The organism is Curtobacterium sp. MCPF17_047, from assembly GCF_003234045.1.
GTDB lineage: Bacteria > Actinomycetota > Actinomycetes > Actinomycetales > Microbacteriaceae > Curtobacterium.
In genome coordinates this window covers 111,812-129,187 of sequence record NZ_QKSF01000003.1, presented here as the reverse complement: position 1 = coordinate 129,187, position 17,376 = coordinate 111,812, and the positions used below count along the sequence as shown (strand labels likewise).

Here is a 17,376-nt window from a genome sequence, read left to right as displayed (position 1 = left end):
GGAAAGTGTCTTGACGTCGAGACAACTCTACACCGCGGCGGGTTCGTCCCGGACGAAGACGGTCCGGACGAGCAGCCACGTCACCCAGAGCAGGGCTGCGTAGAGCGGGACGCCGGTGATCAACTTGATGCCGGCGAGCAGCTCGACCTGCGCTGCCAGCCAGAGCGGGATCTCGAACGCGAGCCGGAAGGCGAAGAGCCCGGCCCACATCCAGGTCGCGACGGTCAGGACGCGACGCTTCGCCGGGTCGTCCCGCCAGTCGTGACCGTCGTCGTCGCCCGGCACGAGCAGGCCGACGACCAGGCCGATCAGTGGCCGGCGGATCGCCAGCGTGACGAGGATGACCGCCAGGAAGACGGCGTTGATGACGATGCCGGGGATGAAGTTGCTCTCGGCGCGACCCGTCAGCAGGGCGAGGCCCGCCGAGATCGCGACGCCGAAGATGCCCGCGAAGGACATCATGATCGACTGCCGCTGGAGCAGCCGGAGCACCACGAAGACGAGCCCGATCGCGACCGGGACGACGACGCTCGGCACGACCTCCTTCGTGATCGCGTAGACGATCAGGAAGGCGAAGCCCGGCAGCACCGACTCGGCGAGCCCGCGGACACCCCCGACCGCGGTCAGCAGGGCCTTGCCGGAGGGCGCCTCGCCCGGGGCGACCTGACCGATGCCGGCGTTGCGCACCGCGTCCCGCAGCTGGGCCTGCAGTGACAGCGGCTCCGCGCGCTCCTCGACGAACGGATCCGACGCGGCGGAGCCGGTGGTCGGGGTGACCCCGTCGGGACGGGAGCGGTCGTCGTGGTCCGTCACCGGGCCTCCAGGCTGGTTCGTCGGGGTCGGCCGCAGCCGCGTCAGATGGTCGACTGGGTCGACTTCGGCATGTGCAACGGGATGAGGTCGCGCGGCGGCATCGGGGTCGTTCCACGAACGACGACGACGCTGCGGAAGAGCTCCTCGATGTCGGCGGCGTCCTCGGGCTGCTCGGCGGCCTTGCCGGCGATGACCCCACGGAGGAACCAGCGCGGGCCGTCGACCCCGACGAAGCGGGCCGCTCGGACCCCGTCGGTGACCCCAGCGCCGCCCACGACGGGCACCTGCGCGCGGAGTTCCGGACCGAACGGGCCGTCGACCTCCGTGACGACACCGCCCTGCTGCTGGATCTGCTCGGCGATCTGCGCACGGATCTCGTGCCAGAGGCCGGTCGAGCGCGGCGCGGCGAACGGCTGCACCTGCAGGGTCGACTCGTCGTAGTCCAGGCCGACGGCGACCACACGCTGCGAGTCCTCTTCGACCTCGAGGCGGAGGTGCAGGCCCTCGCGCGGCAGGATCTTCACGCCGCCGAGGTCGACGTACGGTCGGACCAGGTTCGCCTCGGTCTCGTCGAGGGGACCGTTGTCGCCACGGTCCAGCGGAGCCGACTTGTCGGTCGACTCGGTGGCCAGGACCTCGTCGAAGCCCGCGTCTGCGTCGTCCGCGAGCTCGATCTCGGGCGAGGGCCCGGCGACCTCGACGTCGTCCACCACGGCCTCGGCGACCTCGACCTCGTCGCGCTTGCGTCGTCCGATCCTCATGACCGCGTCCCTTCCAGACCCTGCTCGTGCATGTCGACGGGCGTCACCGCTCCGTCGTTCCGATCGGCGTCCTGTCCGGCGCCGACGACGCCGGAGGACACCTCGTGACCGGTCCGGTCACCGTAGCCCGACGACCCGAACCCGCCCTGGCCGCGGACGCTCTGCGGCAGCTCGGTGACCTGCGTGAACGTCACGCGGGGCACCGGCATGACGATCAGCTGTGCGATCCGGTCGCCGACCCGGACCTCGTACGGCTCCGTGGCGTCCGTGTTGAGCAACGCGACCTTCACTTCGCCGCGGTACCCCGAGTCGATCGTGCCGGGTGCGTTCACGATGGTGATGCCGTGCTTCGCGGCCAGACCACTGCGGGGCACGACGAAGCCGACGTGCTGCTCCGGCAGGGCGATCGCCAGCCCGGTGCCGACCAGGCGGCGTTCCCCGGGCGCGAGCACGAAGGACTCGGCCGACACGAGATCCGCTCCGGCGTCGCCGGGCTTGGCGAAGGCGGGAGCGGCGTTGCCGGTCCAGAGGACGTCGACTGCTTCGGTCACGAGTCGAGGGTAGTGCAGACCGTGACCGATCCGTGACCTGCTCGGAGCACGCAGCGGCTCGTGGTCGAATGGAGGGGTGACCGTGTACCGCGAACGACTGTGGGCTCCGCCCGCCCTGTACCTGGCGACGGCGCTCGTCATCCCCGCGAGCCTGCTCGTCTTCCTCCCCATCAGCGCGACGGCCGGGGTCGCCGTGGCCATCGGCATGGAGCTCGCTGTGCTCGTGCTGCTGTGGGCTCTCGCACCCGTCATCGAGGTGACGGACACCGAGTTCCACGCCGGTCGGGCGCACCTGCCCCGCTCGGTCGTCGGCGAGGTCGCCGGCTTCACCGGTGCGGCCGCGACGAGCCAGCGTGGACCGGAGCTCGACGCCCGCGCCTGGACCCTGTTCCGCGGCTACGTGCACGGCGTCGTCAAGGTGGAGGTCCGGGACGCCGCCGACCCCACCCCGTACTGGCTGGTGAGCGTCCGGGACCCGGAGGCCGTCACCCGTGCCCTGACGAGCGGCGCCGAGCGGGCGAACCGGACCGATCCGGTCTGAGCCCGGCCTCGCGAGCAGGAGTGCCAGCACGCAGAACGGCCCGCATCCAGCAGGATGCGGGCCGTTCTGCGCTCGGTCGGTGCTTCAGAGTGCTGCGCACTCCATGCACACGGGGCCGAGCTTCGTCTCGTGGTCGAGCTGCGAGCGGTGCTTCACCAGGAAGCACTCGACACAGGTGAACTCGTCGACCTGCGGGGGCAGGACGACGACGTCGAGGTCGACGTCGCTGAGGTCCTGGCCCGCGAGCTCGAAGCTGCCCGGGTTGTCAGAATCGTCGTCGACGACTCCCGACATCTTGTCGGGGACGCGCTCCTTGAGGGCCTCGATCGACTCCGAGTCGGAGTTGTCGTCGGTCTTCCGGGGGGCGTCGTAATCGGTGGCCATGCCCATCCATTTCTCGTATCGAGAGGTCGTCGCCGGATTCGGCGGCGACAGTTTGCACCACGGCCCGTCCGAGTGCAAACCGAGTACTCGAGCGGTGCGTTCTGGCCGTGCAACCCGGCGCGCATCCCGACCATTCCCGAAGCCGGGGACGAGACGCACGGCACGCCGTGCGCCTGCGCGGAAAGTGCTGCAGCGGCCTGCATACTCCTCGGGTACGACGCACGACCGTACGCAGGCAGCGGAAGGCGGAACCATGCAAGACGTGAGAGTCATCGGAGTCGAATCCGGGTCACTCCTCCTGGCGACCGACGGCGGGACCGAGTTCCGGCTGCCCGTCACCGCGTCGCTCCCGGGCCAGGTCCGGCAGGCGAACCCCGACTCCGGGCCGCAGAAGCGCGTGTCGCCGAAGGACGTGCAGGCGCGCATCCGCAGCGGTTCCGACGCCGCCGACGTCGCCGCCTCCCTCGGCGTCGAGGTCGACTACGTCCGCCGGTTCGAGGGTCCGGTCCTCGCCGGGCGCGCGTTCGTGCTCGACGCCGCCCGCCGGGTCAGCGTGACCCCGGTCGACGACGCGTCGCCGGACACCTTCGGCGAGGCCATCACGGCGCGCCTGGAGGCCGGGGACGCCACCGACGTCGCCTGGTCGAGCTGGAAGCACGTCGAGAACGGCTGGCAGGTCCAGGTCCGGTACACCGCTGCCGAGGTCGAGCACGACGCCCAGTGGCGCTTCGACCCGAAGACCGCAACGCTCGTGCCCGACAACGGCGACGCGCACCGCCTGTCGCACACCGAGGACGAGGGCATCGCCCCGCGCCTCCGCGCCGTCGAGTACGAGCGCCAGGACGAGGACGGCACCCGCTTCGACTCCGGCGCCTTCCACGTCGAGGAGGCCGCAGCCGCCGAGGAGCCCGCAGCTCCCGAGGCCGTCGAGCGCACCGCACTGCGCCCGCCGCTCCCCCGCATCGGCACCTCGTACGTCGAGGAGCGCGCGCCCGGCAACGAGACCGCCGACCTGCTCGAGGCCCTCCGTCGCCGCCGCGGTGAGCGTGAGGCCGCGACCTTCCCGGACCAGCAGGACGCCCCGCGCGGCACCTCGGTCGGCGTCGTCGACCTGCCCGTCTCGCCCGTCGACGACTCGGACACGGCCCCGCAGCCGGAGGCCCGTCCCACGGCCGTCCCGGACGCCGACGGCCGTCCCGACCGCCGCAAGCGCAACCGCCGGGCGATGCCCAGCTGGGACGAGATCGTCTTCGGCACCCGCCCGGACGACGACACCGTCTGACCCGTCCTGCCGACCGTCCGGTCAGGAGGCCCGTCCCGCGTCCGTGGGGCGGGCCTCCTGTCCGTCCCGGTTTCGGTCCGTCCCGGTACCGGTCCGTCCCGGCCCCTCCGCGCCCACGTCGGTCAGCGCTCCGGTCCGCCAGCGCTCCGGTCCATCAGCGCATCGGGCTACTGGGCGAACGCGCCGGCCAGGCGCAGCGGGACGAGCAGTTCGTCGTCACTCATCGCCCCGTGCTGGCCGATCATCCGGCCGGGCTCCGTGCCCTCCGGGACCCCGCGGTCGTCGTTGAACGCCCACGACCCCTTCGCGACGAGCAGCACGTCGCCGATCCGCGGCATGACCTCCGGGTCGACCGGTCCGAACCACCCGGCGGCCACGGCTTCGTCGCGGCTGGCGACCACCGCACGCTTGCCCAGCGACGCGCGGAACGCCTCGACGAGCGCTGGTACGTCCGTTCCCGGCGCAACGGTCAGCTGACGGCAGCGTGGATCGCCCGCCACGCCGACGACGTCCACCAGGAGTTCCGGGTCCATCGGGACGTTCGCGTGCGGCGGCACGTCGAGCACGCCGTGGTCCGCGGTCACGAGCACCCCGACGTCGGGCGCGATGCGGTCGGCGAGGCGGGACAGCTCGGCGTCCACCGACTCGAGCGCCGCGGTCCACCGGTCGGACTGCCAGCCGTGCTTGTGCCCGATCGAGTCGAGCTCCGGGATGTAGAGGTAGACGAGCTGCTGCCCGGTCGCGGTCGCGTCGAGCGCGGCGTCGATGCGGGCCGGGATCGTGTCGCCGGCCACGAAGCGCGCGCCACCGAGCACGTTCGCCGTCATGCCCGAGGACCGGTAGCGGCTCGGGGCGACGACGACCGGGTCCACACCGAGGTCCGACGCCGCGGTGAACACCGTCTCGGAGCGCAGCCACCCGGCGGGGACCTCGGTGTCCCACCCACTGAGCAGGTTCATCACCCGCGACTCGTCCGGGTTCCACCCGCTGTACCCGACGACACCGTGCGCACCGGGTGGCCGGCCGGTCGTGAGCGTCGTCAGCGCCGCGGCGGTCGTCGTCGGGAAGCCGCTGCGCAGGCGCTTCTTCGTCGCGGTGAGGAAGCGCGCGTGACCCGCCCGTGCAGCGAGGGCGTTCGCGCCGAGGCCGTCGACCAGCACGACGATCGCGGAACGGGCGGGACGGAGGGTGATCCGGGCCTCCCGGCCGGTGTCCCGCAACCAGGCGTCGTCGGCGACGCCCAGCGCGACGAGGCAACTCGGCAGCACGTCGGCGAGGTTCACGGCGGCGTCGGGGGCCGTCGGTACGCTTGTTCCCACCCCCAGAGTCTTCCAGATCGAGCTGGGTCGGCAGGAAGGTGCCATGGCACGCACGGACGTCGTCGGACTGCCCGACGGTGAGCGCATCGAGGACGTCGACGTCTCGGAGGAGATGCAGGGCTCCTTCCTGGAGTACGCGTACTCGGTCATCTACTCACGCGCGTTGCCCGACGCCCGCGACGGCCTGAAGCCCGTGCAGCGCCGCATCCTCTACCAGATGGCGGAGATGGGCCTGCGGCCGGACCGCGGCCACGTGAAGAGCGCCCGCGTCACCGGTGAGGTGATGGGGAAGCTGCACCCGCACGGCGACGGCGCGATCTACGACGCGCTCGTCCGGCTCGCGCAGCCGTTCACCATGCGCGTGCCGCTGATCGACGGGCACGGCAACTTCGGCTCCCTCGACGACGGCCCGGCTGCTGCCCGGTACACCGAGGCGCGCCTGGCGGAACCGTCGATGGCGATGACGGAGGGGCTCGGCGAGGACGTCGTCGACTTCGTGCCCAACTACGACAACCAGATCATGCAGCCGAGCGTGCTGCCGGCGGCCTTCCCGAACCTGCTCGTCAACGGCGCGTCCGGCATCGCGGTCGGGATGGCGACGAACATGGCGCCGCACAACCTCGGCGAGGTCGTCGAGGCCGCGAAGCACCTGCTCATGCACCCGCGGGCCACGCTCGAGGAGCTCATGGAGTTCGTCCCGGGTCCGGACCTGCCCTCCGGCGGCACCATCGTCGGGCTCTCCGGGGTCCGTGACGCCTACGCGACCGGTCGCGGGACCTTCCGGACCCGGGCGAAGGTCTCGGTCGAGAACCTCACCCCACGCAAGTCCGGGCTGGTCGTCACCGAGCTGCCCTACCTGGTCGGGCCCGAGCGGGTCATCGAGAAGATCAAGGACGGGGTGCAGTCGAAGAAGCTCGTCGGCATCTCGGACGTCAACGACCTGACCGACCGCAACCACGGCCTCCGGCTCGTCATCGGCATCAAGTCCGGCTTCAACCCGACGGCCGTCCTCGAGCAGCTCTACAAGCACACGCCGCTCGAAGAGAACTTCGGGATCAACAACGTCGCTCTGGTCGACGGCTCGCCCCGTACGCTCGGGCTCCGCGACCTGCTGGACGTCTACGTCAAGCACCGCCTGTCCGTGGTCACCCGGCGTTCCCAGTACCGGCTGGCCCGACGTCGTGAGCGCCTGCACCTGGTCGAGGGGCTGCTCATCGCGATCCTCGACATCGACGAGGTCATCCAGGTCATCCGCACCTCCGACGACTCCGAAGCCGCACGGAACCGGCTCCGCGACGTCTTCGACCTGTCGGAGGTGCAGGCCGAGTACATCCTCGAGCTCCGTCTGCGCCGTCTGACGAAGTTCTCGCGCATGGAGCTCGAGGGCGAACGCGACCAGCTGCTCGCCGACATCGCCGCGCTCGAGGAACTGCTCGCGTCCGACGAACGGCTGCGCGCCCAGGTCGCGACCGAGCTGACCGCGGTGTCCGAGGAGTTCGCCACGCCCCGCCGCACCCTGCTCACGGAAGCCGACGCGCCCGTCCGTGGCGGTCGGAAGGCCACGGTGGACCCGGAGTCGCTCCAGGTCGCCGACGCCCCCTGCCGAGTGCTGCTCTCGACGACCGGACGACTCGTCCGTGTCGACATCCCCGCCGCGGAGTCCGGCATCGTGCACGTGCCGAAGCGCTCGAAGCACGACGCCGTACGCTCCGCCGTCGTCAGCACCGTCCGCGGGCAGGTCGGCGCGCTCACCTCGACCGGGCGTGTCGTGCGGTTCTCCCCCGTGGACGTCCCGGCCGTCCCACCCGCGTCGGTGCGGCTCGACGCCGGAGTCCGGGTCAGCGAGTACCTCGGTGTCCCGAAGAGCGAGACCGTGGTCGCCCTCGTATCGCTCGACGCGTCCGTCGCGGACTCGGTCGCCATCGGCACCGCGCAGGGCATCGTCAAGCGCGTCGTCCCGGCGGCCTGGCCCGACAAACCGGACTTCCCCGCCATCGGGCTGAAGCCGGGCGACCACGTCGTCGGCGCCACCCAGGCACCCGAGTCGGACGACCTGGTGTTCATCACCTCGAACGCCCAGCTGCTCCGGTTCCCGGCCGCCGCCGTCCGACCGCAGGGCCTCCCGGCCGGCGGCGTCGCGGGCGTGTCGCTCGCCGGTGGTGCCACCGTGGTCTGGTTCGGCTCCGTCGCCCTCACCGAGGACACCGTCGTCGCCACCGTCTCCACCACCTCGAGCGCCCTGCCGGGCACCGACGCGGGTCGCGCCAAGGTCTCCGCCCTCACCGAGTTCCCGGCGAAGGGCCGTGGCACGCAGGGCGTCCGGGCACACGCGTTCCTCAAGGGCGAGGACGGCCTCACCGTCGCCTGGGCCGGCGTCGCGCCGCCGCATGCGGTCGGCTCGGACGGTGCTGCCCGGACCCTGCCGGACTGGCTGTCGAAGCGCGACGGGTCGGGCAGTCCGCTCGATGCCGAGGTCGTCACCATCGGTGGCAGTGCCGCCGCCGTCGACGGGACCCCGGGCGAGGTCTGACACGCCTTCGGCTCCGCGAGACGCCGCCGTGTCCGCGAGACGGCGCCGGGTTCGGCGGCGTCTCGGCGTCGTGGCGGCGTCTCGACGTCATGGCGTCGTCCGGGCGGGACCGCTTCGGACGGGAGGCGCGGGGCGGGCCCGTACCGTGCCTCCCGTCCGCGAGACGGTCGGGCACGCCGCCGGTCAGGCGTCGATGCGCTCGCGGTCCAGGCCCTCGCCCGCCAGGATGAACTCCTTGCGCGGCGCGACGTCGTTGCCCATGAGCAGCTCGAACACCTTCGCCGCCGACTCCGCGTCCGACACGTTCACCCGCCGGAGCGTCCGGTGCGCACGGTCCATCGTCGTCTCGGCCAGCTGGTCGGCGTCCATCTCGCCCAACCCCTTGTACCGCTGGATCGGCTCGAGGTACTTCTTGTTCGACCGCTCGAGCTTCTTCAGCAGCGTCGTGAGCTCCTGCTCGGAGTACGTGTACAGCGTGTCGTTCGGCTTGCCACGGTTCACGACCACGACCCGGTGCAGCGGCGGCACTGCGGCGAAGACCCGGCCCTGTTCGATCATCGGCCGCATGTACCGGAAGAACAGCGTCAGCAGCAGCGTGCGGATGTGGGCACCGTCGACGTCGGCGTCCGACATGATGATGATCTTGCCGTAGCGGGCCTGGTCGAGCTCGAACGTGCGGCCGGAACCGGCGCCGATGACCTGGATGATCGACGCGCACTCGACGTTCGAGAGCATGTCCGACACGGACGCCTTCTGCACGTTGAGGATCTTGCCGCGGATCGGCAGGAGCGCCTGGTACTCGCTGTTCCGGGCGAGCTTCGCGGTACCCAGGGCCGAGTCGCCCTCGACGATGAACAGTTCGGTGCCCTCGACGTCGTTCGACCGGCAGTCCGCGAGCTTCGTCGGCAGCGAGGAGTTCTCGAGCGCGTTCTTGCGGCGTTGCGTCTCCTTGTGCGCACGGGCCGAGATGCGCGTCTTCATCTCGGCGACGACCTTCTCGAGGAGTCCGGCTGCCTGTGCCTTCTCGGTGCGCTGCGTCGAGGTGAGGATCTCGGTCATCCGCTTCGACACGACCGAGTCGACGATGCGTCGGACCGCGGGCGTGCCGAGGATCTCCTTCGTCTGTCCCTCGAACTGCGGCTCGGGCAGCCGGACGGTCAGCACGGCGGTGAGACCGGCGAGCACATCGTCCTTCTCGAGCTTGTCCTGACCGACCTTGAGCTTGCGGGCGTTCGCCTCGACCTGGGTTCGGACCGCCTTGACCAGACCTGCTTCGAAACCCGTCTGGTGCGTCCCGCCCTTCGGCGTGGCGATGATGTTGACGAAGCTGCGGAACATCGTCTCGTAGCCGTCGCCCCACCGCAGTGCGACGTCGACCTCACAGGTGCGCTCGACCTCGGTGGACACCATGTGGCCCTTGTCGTCGAGCATCGGCACGGTCTCCTTGAAGGTGCCCGAACCCTGGATGCGCCAGACGTCGGTCTTCGCGCCGTCCACCGCCAGGTGCTCGACGAACTCGCCGATGCCACCCTCGTAGCGGAAGCGCTCGACGACCGGGCCCTGCTCCACGCGTACGCTCGGCTCGCCGTCGAGGGGCGGCGCCGCCAGCGCGGCTCGTTCCGCGGCGGCCGACATCGAGGCGGGGCGGGCATCGGTGATGGTCAACCCGAGTCCGGGGACCAGGAACGCCGTCTGACGCGCCCGATTCACCAGGTCACCGGTGCTGAACGCGGCGTCCTTCGTGAAGATCTGCCGGTCCGCCCAGTACCGCACCCGGGTGCCGGTGACGCCCTTCTTCACCTTGCCGATGACCCGGAGTTCGCTGCCCGAGGTGAACGGTGCGAACGGCGCGTCGGGCCCGATGCCCTGCGCGTCGTCGAAGATGCCGGGCTCCCCGCGGTGGAAGGACATGGCGTAGGTCTTGCCGCCCCGGTCGACCTCGACGTCGAGGCGCTCCGACAGCGCGTTCACGACGGAGGCACCGACCCCGTGCAACCCGCCGGAGGCCGCGTACGACCCCGAGCCGAACTTGCCGCCGGCGTGCAGCTTCGTGAACACGACCTCCACCCCGGTCAGGCCGGTCTTCGGTTCGACGTCGACGGGGATGCCACGAGCGACGTCGGAGACCTCGACCGACCCGTCCGCGTGCAACGTGACACCGATCTCGTCACCGTGCCCCGCGAGGGCTTCGTCGACCGAGTTGTCGATGACCTCCCACAGGCAGTGCATCAGGCCGCGGGAGTCCGTCGAGCCGATGTACATGCCGGGACGCTTCCGGACCGCCTCGAGTCCTTCGAGGACGGAGAGATGCCGTGCGGAGTAGTCGGAGCTCACCGGATGAGCGTACCGAGCATGTCCGACACGGCACGGAGGCGCGGGCGAAATACGCATGGCTCACCAGCAGAAGCAGGGAGCATGGAGTACTTCAGAATGGAACTGACACGGGTGGCCTTCTCGCTGGTCCCGGTACGGGTCCGACGTGTGACCTCGGTCGTCGCCCTCGCCGTCGCGATGATCGCGGCGCTCCCGAACACTCTCGGGATCATCGAGTACCTCGGCCTCGGTTCTGCCATCGACGTCTGTGTCGCGTTCGCAGCGGGTGCCGTCGCATACTTGTCGACTCTCGGCTTGGGGTACCTGTCCAGTCTGCTCGTCGAGCGACCGGCGCAACGTCGGGCGCGGGCGCGCCGCCTGCGCCGTGCGGTGCAGCACGAACAGCTCTGCAGCCGTCCCGACACTCGTACTGGGGATGATCGGTCCGCGCTGAGCGAAATGGGCGCCCCGGATGCCGCACATCCAGGCAGGACGTGTTGAGATGGTGCAACCAAGAAGCACCACCTGCAATCCGTGAGGAGCACAGCAATGACCCAGACCGTGCAGGACCTCTCCATCGACGAAGTCAGCAACCACCAGCTCACCGCTGCCGACCGGTGTGACAGCTGCGGAGCGCAGGCGTACATCCGAGCCACCATGGCGAGCGGCGAACTGTTCTTCTGCGCCCACCACGGAGCTGAGTTCAAGGACAAGCTCGCCGCCACCGCGATCGAGTGGCACGACGAGAGCAGCCGACTCCACGAGTCGAAGTAAGCGCGACGCACCACACGACGGGCCCGGATCCACATGGATCCGGGCCCGTCGTCGTCCTGGCATCCGTCATGTGACGGACGAAACCGCCTGGAGGCCCGGCACCGGTCTCCCGCACCGATGCCGGGCCTCCAGGCGGCCGCCGTCGACCACCGGCTACGCGATGCGCTTGAACGCCTTGTCGACGTACCGGTCGATCGTGGCGCGGGCTTCACGTGCGTACTCGTCGATCGTCGCCGTCCGACCCGGGTCCGGCGTGTAGTCGCGGCCGAGTCGGGCCGTCGCCGCGGCGAGCACGGCGTCGGTCAGCTGCGGGTTGAGCGGCAGGATCGGCCCCTGCGTGTGCGTGCCGAACGAGTTGCCGGTGACGGCACCCTCGACCGGCGAACCGGCCTGGTTGCCCCCACCGGAGACGACGTCCGCGAACGGCGAGACGCCGTCGGCGAGCTCGATGCGTGCAGCGTGGTCCTCGAAGCCGGCCAGCCGGGTCGACGCTCCCGGCAGCAGCGGGTACCGCGACTCGAGGACGAGGTAGTTCACACGGCGCTCTGCCCCACGAACGGCTCGGGCGTCGAACACGCCGAAGCCGTCGATCGGGGCGCCGTCGGTCGGGACGACCTGGTTCGTGGCGAGGTCGAACCCGCCGCCGACCGCCACCACCGGCACTCCGGCGGTCGCGAAGTCGCGCAGGACCGAACCGACCCGGGTGACGTCCGTACCGAGCGAGCGCATCGCGCTGAGCGGTCCGTTGCCCACCACCACCACGTCGGCCGCCGAGGGCAACTCGTCGCCCGGGGCGTACTCGACGACCTCGGTGACGATGTCGGCGGTGGCGGCACGACGGACGAGGGCTGCGACGTTGCCGCGGTCCCCCGACACGCCCATCTGCCGCGGGTAGACGTGCAGGATGGTCAGGCGATCGGCCGTCATGCGGTCTTCTCCATGTCCGGGTGGCCGAGGGCCTTCCGGGCGATCATCATGATCTCGTAGTTGACGATGAAGTTCTTCGTGCCCGTCGTCGTGGCACCAAGGCCCTGCATGTGCCGGATCGCCGACTCGACGTCAGGCTCGACACGACCGATGCGGACACCGGCGTGCTCGAGGGCGATCGCGATCTGCCAGGCCTTGTCGCCCGAGACGACGTCGACGTGGTCGAGCTTCGAGAAGTCGATGTCGTAGATCCAGGAGATGTCGGGCGTGCCCTCGTCGATCGCCATGAGGACCTGCTCCGGGTGCGCCGGCAGGGCGTCGAGGTTGAGCTGCAGGCTCGCGGCGTTCTTGAACATCGTGAACTCGGCGGACTCACCGGCGATCGGCAGACGCTCGCCGCGACCGTAGGCGGGCTTCATCCGCTCGAACGCCTTGGTGACGGCGGCTGGACGGAACTGGTCGCCCAGTGCGGCACTGGCCGTCGCGGCGGCAGCGGCGGCGTCCACCGCGTAGTGGAGGCCGCGGGCCGGCAGGCGGACCGGGATCTCGGAACCCGCGAACGCGATGGTGGCGCCGTCCCCGGAGAAGGCCACGATCTCGGCATCGGCGGTCGTCTGTGCCCGGTCAGCAGCGGCGACGAAGTCGTCGGCGTTCTGCAGTCCGTTCGGGGCGGCTGCGACCACCTCGGTGCTCGCGCCGAACCGCAGGACCCGTTGCCCGTCGACGGCAACGTAGGCGTCGAGGAACTGGTCGTCGTGGTTCGTGATGACGTTCGCGGTCGACAGCGCGGCCGTGTCGAGCATCATCGTCGCGACCCGCTCGGTCTCGAAGAACCGGTAGAGCTGGTCGACCTGGACGTTGAGCATCGTCACCGTGGACGGCGACAGGATGCCGGCGAGTTCGACGGCGAAGGCCTCGTCGACCTCGAGGATCCCGATGTCCGCCTTGAGCTTGCCGCCCAGCGAGACCTGGGACAGCAGTGCCGACGCGATGCCCTGCGGCAGGTTCGCACCGGACGGGTTCGTGAAGACCCGCAGACCGTGCGCCCGCACGATCTCCGAGATCATGTGGGTCGTCGTCGACTTTCCGTTCGACCCCAGCACGAAGACCACACCGTTGGGGAACTGCCGCGTCACGTGCTGCAGGAAGTCCGGCACCAGCTTGAGGACGATGTAGCCCGGGTATGCGGACCCGCCGCCCCGCGCTCGCGCGAGGGCACGGAGGATCCGCCCGACCAGGATCGGGACCACGAAACGCACCGGTCGGCCTACTCGAGGTAGTCGCGGAGCGACTGCGACCGGGACGGGTGGCGGAGCTTCGCCATCGTCTTCGACTCGATCTGGCGGATGCGCTCGCGCGTGACGCCGAACGTGTCGCCGATCTGGTCGAGGGTCTTCGGCTGGCCGTCGCCCAGGCCGAAACGCATCCGGATCACGCCGGCCTCGCGCTCGGAGAGGGAGTCGAGCAGGCTCTCGAGCTGCTTCTGCAGCATCGTGAAGCCCACCGCGTCGGCCGGGACGACCGCTTCGGTGTCCTCGATGAGGTCACCGAACTCGGAGTCGCCGTCTTCACCGAGCGGGGTGTGCAGGGAGATCGGTTCGCGACCGTACTTCTGGACCTCGACGACCTTCTCAGGCGTCATGTCGAGTTCGCGGGCGAGTTCTTCCGGCGTGGGCTCGCGACCGAGGTCTTGCAGCATCTGCCGCTGGACACGGGCCAGCTTGTTGATGACCTCGACCATGTGCACCGGGATGCGGATGGTGCGGGCCTGGTCGGCCATCGCGCGGGTGATGGCCTGACGGATCCACCAGGTCGCGTAGGTCGAGAACTTGAAGCCCTTCGTGTAGTCGAACTTCTCGACGGCACGGATCAGGCCCAGGTTGCCCTCCTGGATGAGGTCGAGGAACTGCATCCCCCGGCCCGTGTAGCGCTTCGCGAGCGAGACGACCAGTCGGAGGTTCGCACCGAGCAGGTGCGACTTCGCGCGCTGACCGTCGCGGGCGACCCAGCGCAGCTCGCGCTCGGCCGGCTTGGACAGCCCCGTCGAGTGCTGCAGCTTGTCCTCGGCGAACAGGCCGGCCTCGATGCGCATCGCGAGCTCGACCTCCTGCTCGGCGTTGAGCAGCGCGACCTTGCCGATCTGCTTGAGGTAGTCCTTCACCGGGTCGGCGGTGGCACCCGTGATGGTCGTCGAGTAGACCGGCGCTTCATCGTCGTCGGTCTGTGAGATGACGAGCGCGCCGGCGGCGACCGCGGCAGTGTCCGTCGCGGGCTTCGCAGCCGAGTCGTCGTCCGAGTCCTCGGTCGCGTCGTCGGTCGTCTCGGTGGCGTCCTCGGCCACCTCGACCGGCGTCTCGTCCTCGGTGCCCTCTTCGTCGTCCTCCGAGGCGGCGGCCTTCTTGCCACTCGCCTTCTTCGGAGCCGCCTTCTTCGGGGCGGCCTTCTTGGCGGCGGTGGTGGTCCTGGTGGCGCGCTTCTTCGGCGCGGCCGTGCCCTCCGTCGTGTCCGTGGCGTCTTCCGCCACGACGCCGTCGGGCGTGGTGTCCTTCGTGGGATCGACCGTCGTGCTCCGGGCAGCCATGCGATCACCTTCCTCGTCGTGCCACGTTCCTGGGGTCGTGGCCTTCCCTCGCCGCCCAGGGCCAGCGCCGCGGTCCCCCACGTCGTCTGGTCCTACCGTTCCGGGCAGCACTAGGACCCATGTCAAGTCCCCCGACGCTGAACGCAGGGAACCCGAAAGGGTCCGTGATCATTATTGCACGCGTCCTTTCCGGAATCGTGCAACGAGTGCAACCCACAGTGGAGCCACCCGTATTCCGTCCTCCGCGTGCAGTCGTGCCCGCGTCCGACGCCGGGCCAGGAGCAGCATCACCACACCGAACCCGACGACCACGTACTGGACGGTCATCGCGACGCGGAAGTTCTGCCAGGCGAACGTGTCGGTGCCGGACGCCGCCGCCAGCACGTCGAGCAGCGACCCGATCGCGAACATCATCACGAAGGCCGCGAGGAAGCCGCCGACGTTCACCACGCCGTTCGCGGACCCGAGTGAGCCGACCGGGTTGAAGGACCGGGCGAAGTCGAACCCGATGAGAGAGCCCGGCCCACCGACCCCCATCGCCACGACCAGCAGGACGAGGAGCCACGTCGGCGGCTGGCCCGGCCAGAGCAACACCGCCGTCCACACCACACCGAGCGCGGCGACGATCCCGAGCACCAGGTTGGAACGCCGCATCGGGAACCGCGCGCAGAGCAGGCCGAGGACCGGGCCGGCGACGAACCCGACGACGACGATCACGGTGAGGAAGGTGGCTGCCTCGGTCGCCGAGTAGCCCAGGCCGCGGAGCATCGGGACGCCCCAGAGCAGGCTGAACACCGTGCCGGAGGACTGCGTCACGTAGTGCGACCAGAAGCCGAGCTGTGTGCCGGGCCGGCGGAGGGCGTGGCCGAAGGTGTGGAACGCGGCGCCCCACGAGTGCGGGATCGGGATCGTGTCGGTGCGGACCACGACCGGACCCGCGCGCACGAACACCACCGCCAGGACGAGCCCCACGGCACTGGCGATCGCCGCGACCCCGAACGCCGCGTCCCACCCGACGGTGTGCAGGAGCAGGGCGAACGGGAACGCCGAGACGATCTGTCCGACCTGCCCGAGGTTGCCCGTCCACTGCGAGATCTGCGGCAGGAGGGACCCGCTGAACCACATCGGCAGCAGACGCATCACCGAGATGAACGTCATGGCGTCGCCGGCACCGACGAGCACCCGCCCGACGATCGCCGGCCCGATCGTCGGCGACAGCGCGACGACGGCTTGGCCGATCGTCAGCAGCAGGGCGCCGAGGAGCACCAGGCGACGTGGTCCCACCCGGTCGAGGGCGATGCCCACCGGGATCTGCAGCCCCGCGTACACCGCGATCTGCACGACCGCGAGCGTGGACAGGACGGCGGCGGACACGGCGAAGCGGTCCTGCGCGTCCACCCCGGAGACCCCCAGGGACGACCGCTGCATGACCGCCAGGACGTAGGCCAGGACGGCGACGCCCCAGACGACGAAGGCACGGCGGGAGTTCACCCGACCAGGCTAGCGAGCGGACGACTGGTACCCGCGCGGGTGGAGACCCTGCGGTCAGTCGTCCTCGGCTGCGCTGCGGCGGTCCGCCAGGAACCGCTCGAGCTCCGCGGCGATCGAGTCCGCGCTCGGCACCTGCCCGTCCGCCCCGGTGAGAGGCGACGCGACCGCGTTGCCCTCCATGTACGTGTCGTGCCGCTGCTCGAGCGTGCCGACCAGGCGCTGCAGCTCGGCGTTGCCGGCGACCTGTTCGTCCACGCGGGCCAGGAACTCGCGCCCCTCTTCACGCAGCGCGTCCGTCGGGAAGATCAGACCCGTGGCGGCCGAGATGCCCGACAGCGCCGCGACCGCGGCGTCCGGGAACTCCGTGTCGGAGAGGTAGTGCGGGACGAGCAGCACCAGGCCGGTGACCTGCTGTCCGAGCCCGGCCAGACGGTGCTCGACCATGTGCAGGACGTTCGCCGGCGCCTGGGTCTCGGGCTTCCAGACGCTCATCGACTCGACGAGGTCAGCACGGGTGCCGGACACCGTGACGCCGATCGACCGCGTGTGCGGCACCGGCATCGGGATCGCCTGGACCCACGTCGTGTCGGCGACCTGCAGGTCCTCGGCCAGGTCGACGACCGCCTGGACGAACCGGTTCCACTGGAAGTCCGGCTCGTAGCCGGACAGGAAGAGGAAGGGCTGCCCGAGCTCGTCACGGACGAGGTGCAGCGTCAGCCGCGGCGGCTCGACCGCCGTGATGTGGTCGTGCTCGAACGTGATCACCGGACGACGGGCGCGCCAGTCGAGCAGGACGTCCGGGTCGAACTCGGCCACGAGCTGGGTCTCGAGCGAGCCGGTGATCGACGCCGTGATCTGCGCCACCGCCGAGCCGGCGTCCGCGAAGCCCGTCAGGGCAGCGACGAGGTGCAGCCCGGCAGGCACCGTCGGGGCGGAGACGTCGAGCGTGTAGAGGTCCTCGGGGTGGTTCATCGGGTCAATGCTAGGCGGGGCCGCCGACGCCACATGGTCGGGCGGCGACGCCGACAGCGAACAGGTGCCGGGCCTCCCGTCACCCGGCCGACGGGAGGCCCGTCCACCGCCCGTCGGTGGGCCGTCAGTGGGCCGTC

General features: G+C 70.5%; 16 protein-coding genes. 5 read left to right on the top strand and 11 right to left on the bottom strand.

From position 1 onward, the window contains the following. Positions 1–27: 27 nt before the first annotated feature. From DEJ33_RS04630 to dut, 3 genes are read right to left on the bottom strand one after another with little or no spacing between them, the layout of a single operon-like run. Positions 28–813 (bottom strand): DUF3159 domain-containing protein, encoded by a 786-nt coding sequence (locus DEJ33_RS04630; protein ID WP_258366441.1) that lies wholly within the window; start codon positions 811–813, stop codon positions 28–30. Positions 814–854: 41 nt separating this feature from the next. Next, positions 855–1,574, bottom strand: a complete 720-nt coding sequence (locus DEJ33_RS04625) for a DUF3710 domain-containing protein (RefSeq protein ID WP_110902434.1) — start codon at positions 1,572–1,574, stop codon at positions 855–857. After that, a complete protein-coding gene (gene dut, locus DEJ33_RS04620; RefSeq protein ID WP_111194365.1) occupies positions 1,571–2,125 on the bottom strand; it encodes a dUTP diphosphatase in 555 nt (184 codons plus the stop codon). The genes DEJ33_RS04625 and dut overlap by 4 nt, the downstream gene beginning before the upstream one ends. A gap of 76 nt (positions 2,126–2,201) precedes the next feature. Here dut and DEJ33_RS04615 point away from each other — a divergent pair, with 76 nt between their 5' ends. Continuing rightward, positions 2,202–2,666, top strand: a complete 465-nt coding sequence (locus DEJ33_RS04615; protein WP_111077858.1) for a DUF3093 domain-containing protein — start codon at positions 2,202–2,204, stop codon at positions 2,664–2,666. Positions 2,667–2,750: 84 nt separating this feature from the next. On the opposite strand, the gene DEJ33_RS04610 is transcribed toward DEJ33_RS04615, so the two are convergent. Next, a complete protein-coding gene (locus DEJ33_RS04610) occupies positions 2,751–3,050 on the bottom strand; it encodes a DUF4193 domain-containing protein (RefSeq protein ID WP_110825450.1) in 300 nt (99 codons plus the stop codon). Positions 3,051–3,312: 262 nt separating this feature from the next. Here DEJ33_RS04610 and sepH point away from each other — a divergent pair, with 262 nt between their 5' ends. Then, the gene (sepH, locus tag DEJ33_RS04605; RefSeq protein WP_181437249.1) at positions 3,313–4,332 is read left to right on the top strand and encodes a septation protein SepH; all 1,020 of its coding nucleotides are present in this window, start codon (positions 3,313–3,315) and stop codon (positions 4,330–4,332) included. 167 nt (positions 4,333–4,499) lie between these two features. Here the strand turns inward: sepH and DEJ33_RS04600 are convergent, their stop codons facing one another. Beyond that, the gene (locus DEJ33_RS04600; protein WP_220034440.1) at positions 4,500–5,651 is read right to left on the bottom strand and encodes an alkaline phosphatase family protein; all 1,152 of its coding nucleotides are present in this window, start codon (positions 5,649–5,651) and stop codon (positions 4,500–4,502) included. A 43-nt stretch (positions 5,652–5,694) separates the two neighbouring features. Here DEJ33_RS04600 and DEJ33_RS04595 point away from each other — a divergent pair, with 43 nt between their 5' ends. Next, complete coding sequence (locus tag DEJ33_RS04595; RefSeq protein ID WP_111194363.1) at positions 5,695–8,181, top strand: DNA topoisomerase (ATP-hydrolyzing) subunit A; 2,487 nt, start codon at positions 5,695–5,697, stop codon at positions 8,179–8,181. Positions 8,182–8,364: 183 nt separating this feature from the next. Here DEJ33_RS04595 and DEJ33_RS04590 read toward each other — a convergent pair whose 3' ends face one another. Next, positions 8,365–10,572 carry a type IIA DNA topoisomerase subunit B gene (locus DEJ33_RS04590; RefSeq protein ID WP_111194362.1) on the bottom strand — a complete coding sequence of 736 codons (2,208 nt, stop codon included), beginning with the start codon at positions 10,570–10,572 and terminating at the stop codon, positions 8,365–8,367. A gap of 24 nt (positions 10,573–10,596) precedes the next feature. Between DEJ33_RS04590 and DEJ33_RS04585 the strand changes: the two genes are divergently transcribed. Continuing rightward, the gene (locus DEJ33_RS04585; RefSeq protein WP_111194361.1) at positions 10,597–10,995 is read left to right on the top strand and encodes a hypothetical protein; all 399 of its coding nucleotides are present in this window, start codon (positions 10,597–10,599) and stop codon (positions 10,993–10,995) included. A 48-nt stretch (positions 10,996–11,043) separates the two neighbouring features. Continuing rightward, positions 11,044–11,268, top strand: a complete 225-nt coding sequence (locus tag DEJ33_RS04580) for a hypothetical protein (protein ID WP_110902441.1) — start codon at positions 11,044–11,046, stop codon at positions 11,266–11,268. 153 nt (positions 11,269–11,421) lie between these two features. Here DEJ33_RS04580 and DEJ33_RS04575 read toward each other — a convergent pair whose 3' ends face one another. The 5 genes from DEJ33_RS04575 to DEJ33_RS04555 form a co-directional block, all read right to left on the bottom strand. Then, complete coding sequence (locus DEJ33_RS04575) at positions 11,422–12,195, bottom strand: type 1 glutamine amidotransferase (protein ID WP_111077864.1); 774 nt, start codon at positions 12,193–12,195, stop codon at positions 11,422–11,424. Further along, positions 12,192–13,454, bottom strand: coding sequence for a MurT ligase domain-containing protein (locus tag DEJ33_RS04570; RefSeq protein WP_111077865.1), 1,263 nt, complete (start codon positions 13,452–13,454; stop codon positions 12,192–12,194). The genes DEJ33_RS04575 and DEJ33_RS04570 overlap by 4 nt, the downstream gene beginning before the upstream one ends. Positions 13,455–13,462: 8 nt before the next feature. After that, on the bottom strand, positions 13,463–14,776 hold the full coding sequence (locus DEJ33_RS04565) for an RNA polymerase sigma factor (RefSeq protein WP_111077866.1): 1,314 nt from the start codon (positions 14,774–14,776) through the stop codon (positions 13,463–13,465). Between the two features lie 171 nt (positions 14,777–14,947). Further along, entirely contained in the window at positions 14,948–16,267 is a 1,320-nt protein-coding gene (locus tag DEJ33_RS04560) for a nitrate/nitrite transporter (RefSeq protein WP_111194360.1), read from the bottom strand. Between the two features lie 54 nt (positions 16,268–16,321). Beyond that, positions 16,322–17,239, bottom strand: coding sequence for a proteasome assembly chaperone family protein (locus DEJ33_RS04555; RefSeq protein WP_111194359.1), 918 nt, complete (start codon positions 17,237–17,239; stop codon positions 16,322–16,324). Positions 17,240–17,376 lie beyond the last annotated feature (137 nt).

Coding starts and splice junctions, on each gene's coding strand:
- DEJ33_RS04625 (WP_110902434.1), bottom strand. CDS start 1,574: ATGAGGATCGGACGACGCAAGCGCGACGAGGTCGAGGTCGCCGAGGCC.
- DEJ33_RS04610 (WP_110825450.1), bottom strand. CDS start 3,050: ATGGCCACCGATTACGACGCCCCCCGGAAGACCGACGACAACTCCGAC.
- DEJ33_RS04595 (WP_111194363.1), top strand. CDS start 5,695: ATGGCACGCACGGACGTCGTCGGACTGCCCGACGGTGAGCGCATCGAG.
- DEJ33_RS04590 (WP_111194362.1), bottom strand. CDS start 10,572: ATGCGTATTTCGCCCGCGCCTCCGTGCCGTGTCGGACATGCTCGGTAC.
- DEJ33_RS04585 (WP_111194361.1), top strand. CDS start 10,597: ATGGAGTACTTCAGAATGGAACTGACACGGGTGGCCTTCTCGCTGGTC.
- DEJ33_RS04580 (WP_110902441.1), top strand. CDS start 11,044: ATGACCCAGACCGTGCAGGACCTCTCCATCGACGAAGTCAGCAACCAC.
- DEJ33_RS04575 (WP_111077864.1), bottom strand. CDS start 12,195: ATGACGGCCGATCGCCTGACCATCCTGCACGTCTACCCGCGGCAGATG.
- DEJ33_RS04565 (WP_111077866.1), bottom strand. CDS start 14,776: ATGGCTGCCCGGAGCACGACGGTCGATCCCACGAAGGACACCACGCCC.
- DEJ33_RS04555 (WP_111194359.1), bottom strand. CDS start 17,239: ATGAACCACCCCGAGGACCTCTACACGCTCGACGTCTCCGCCCCGACG.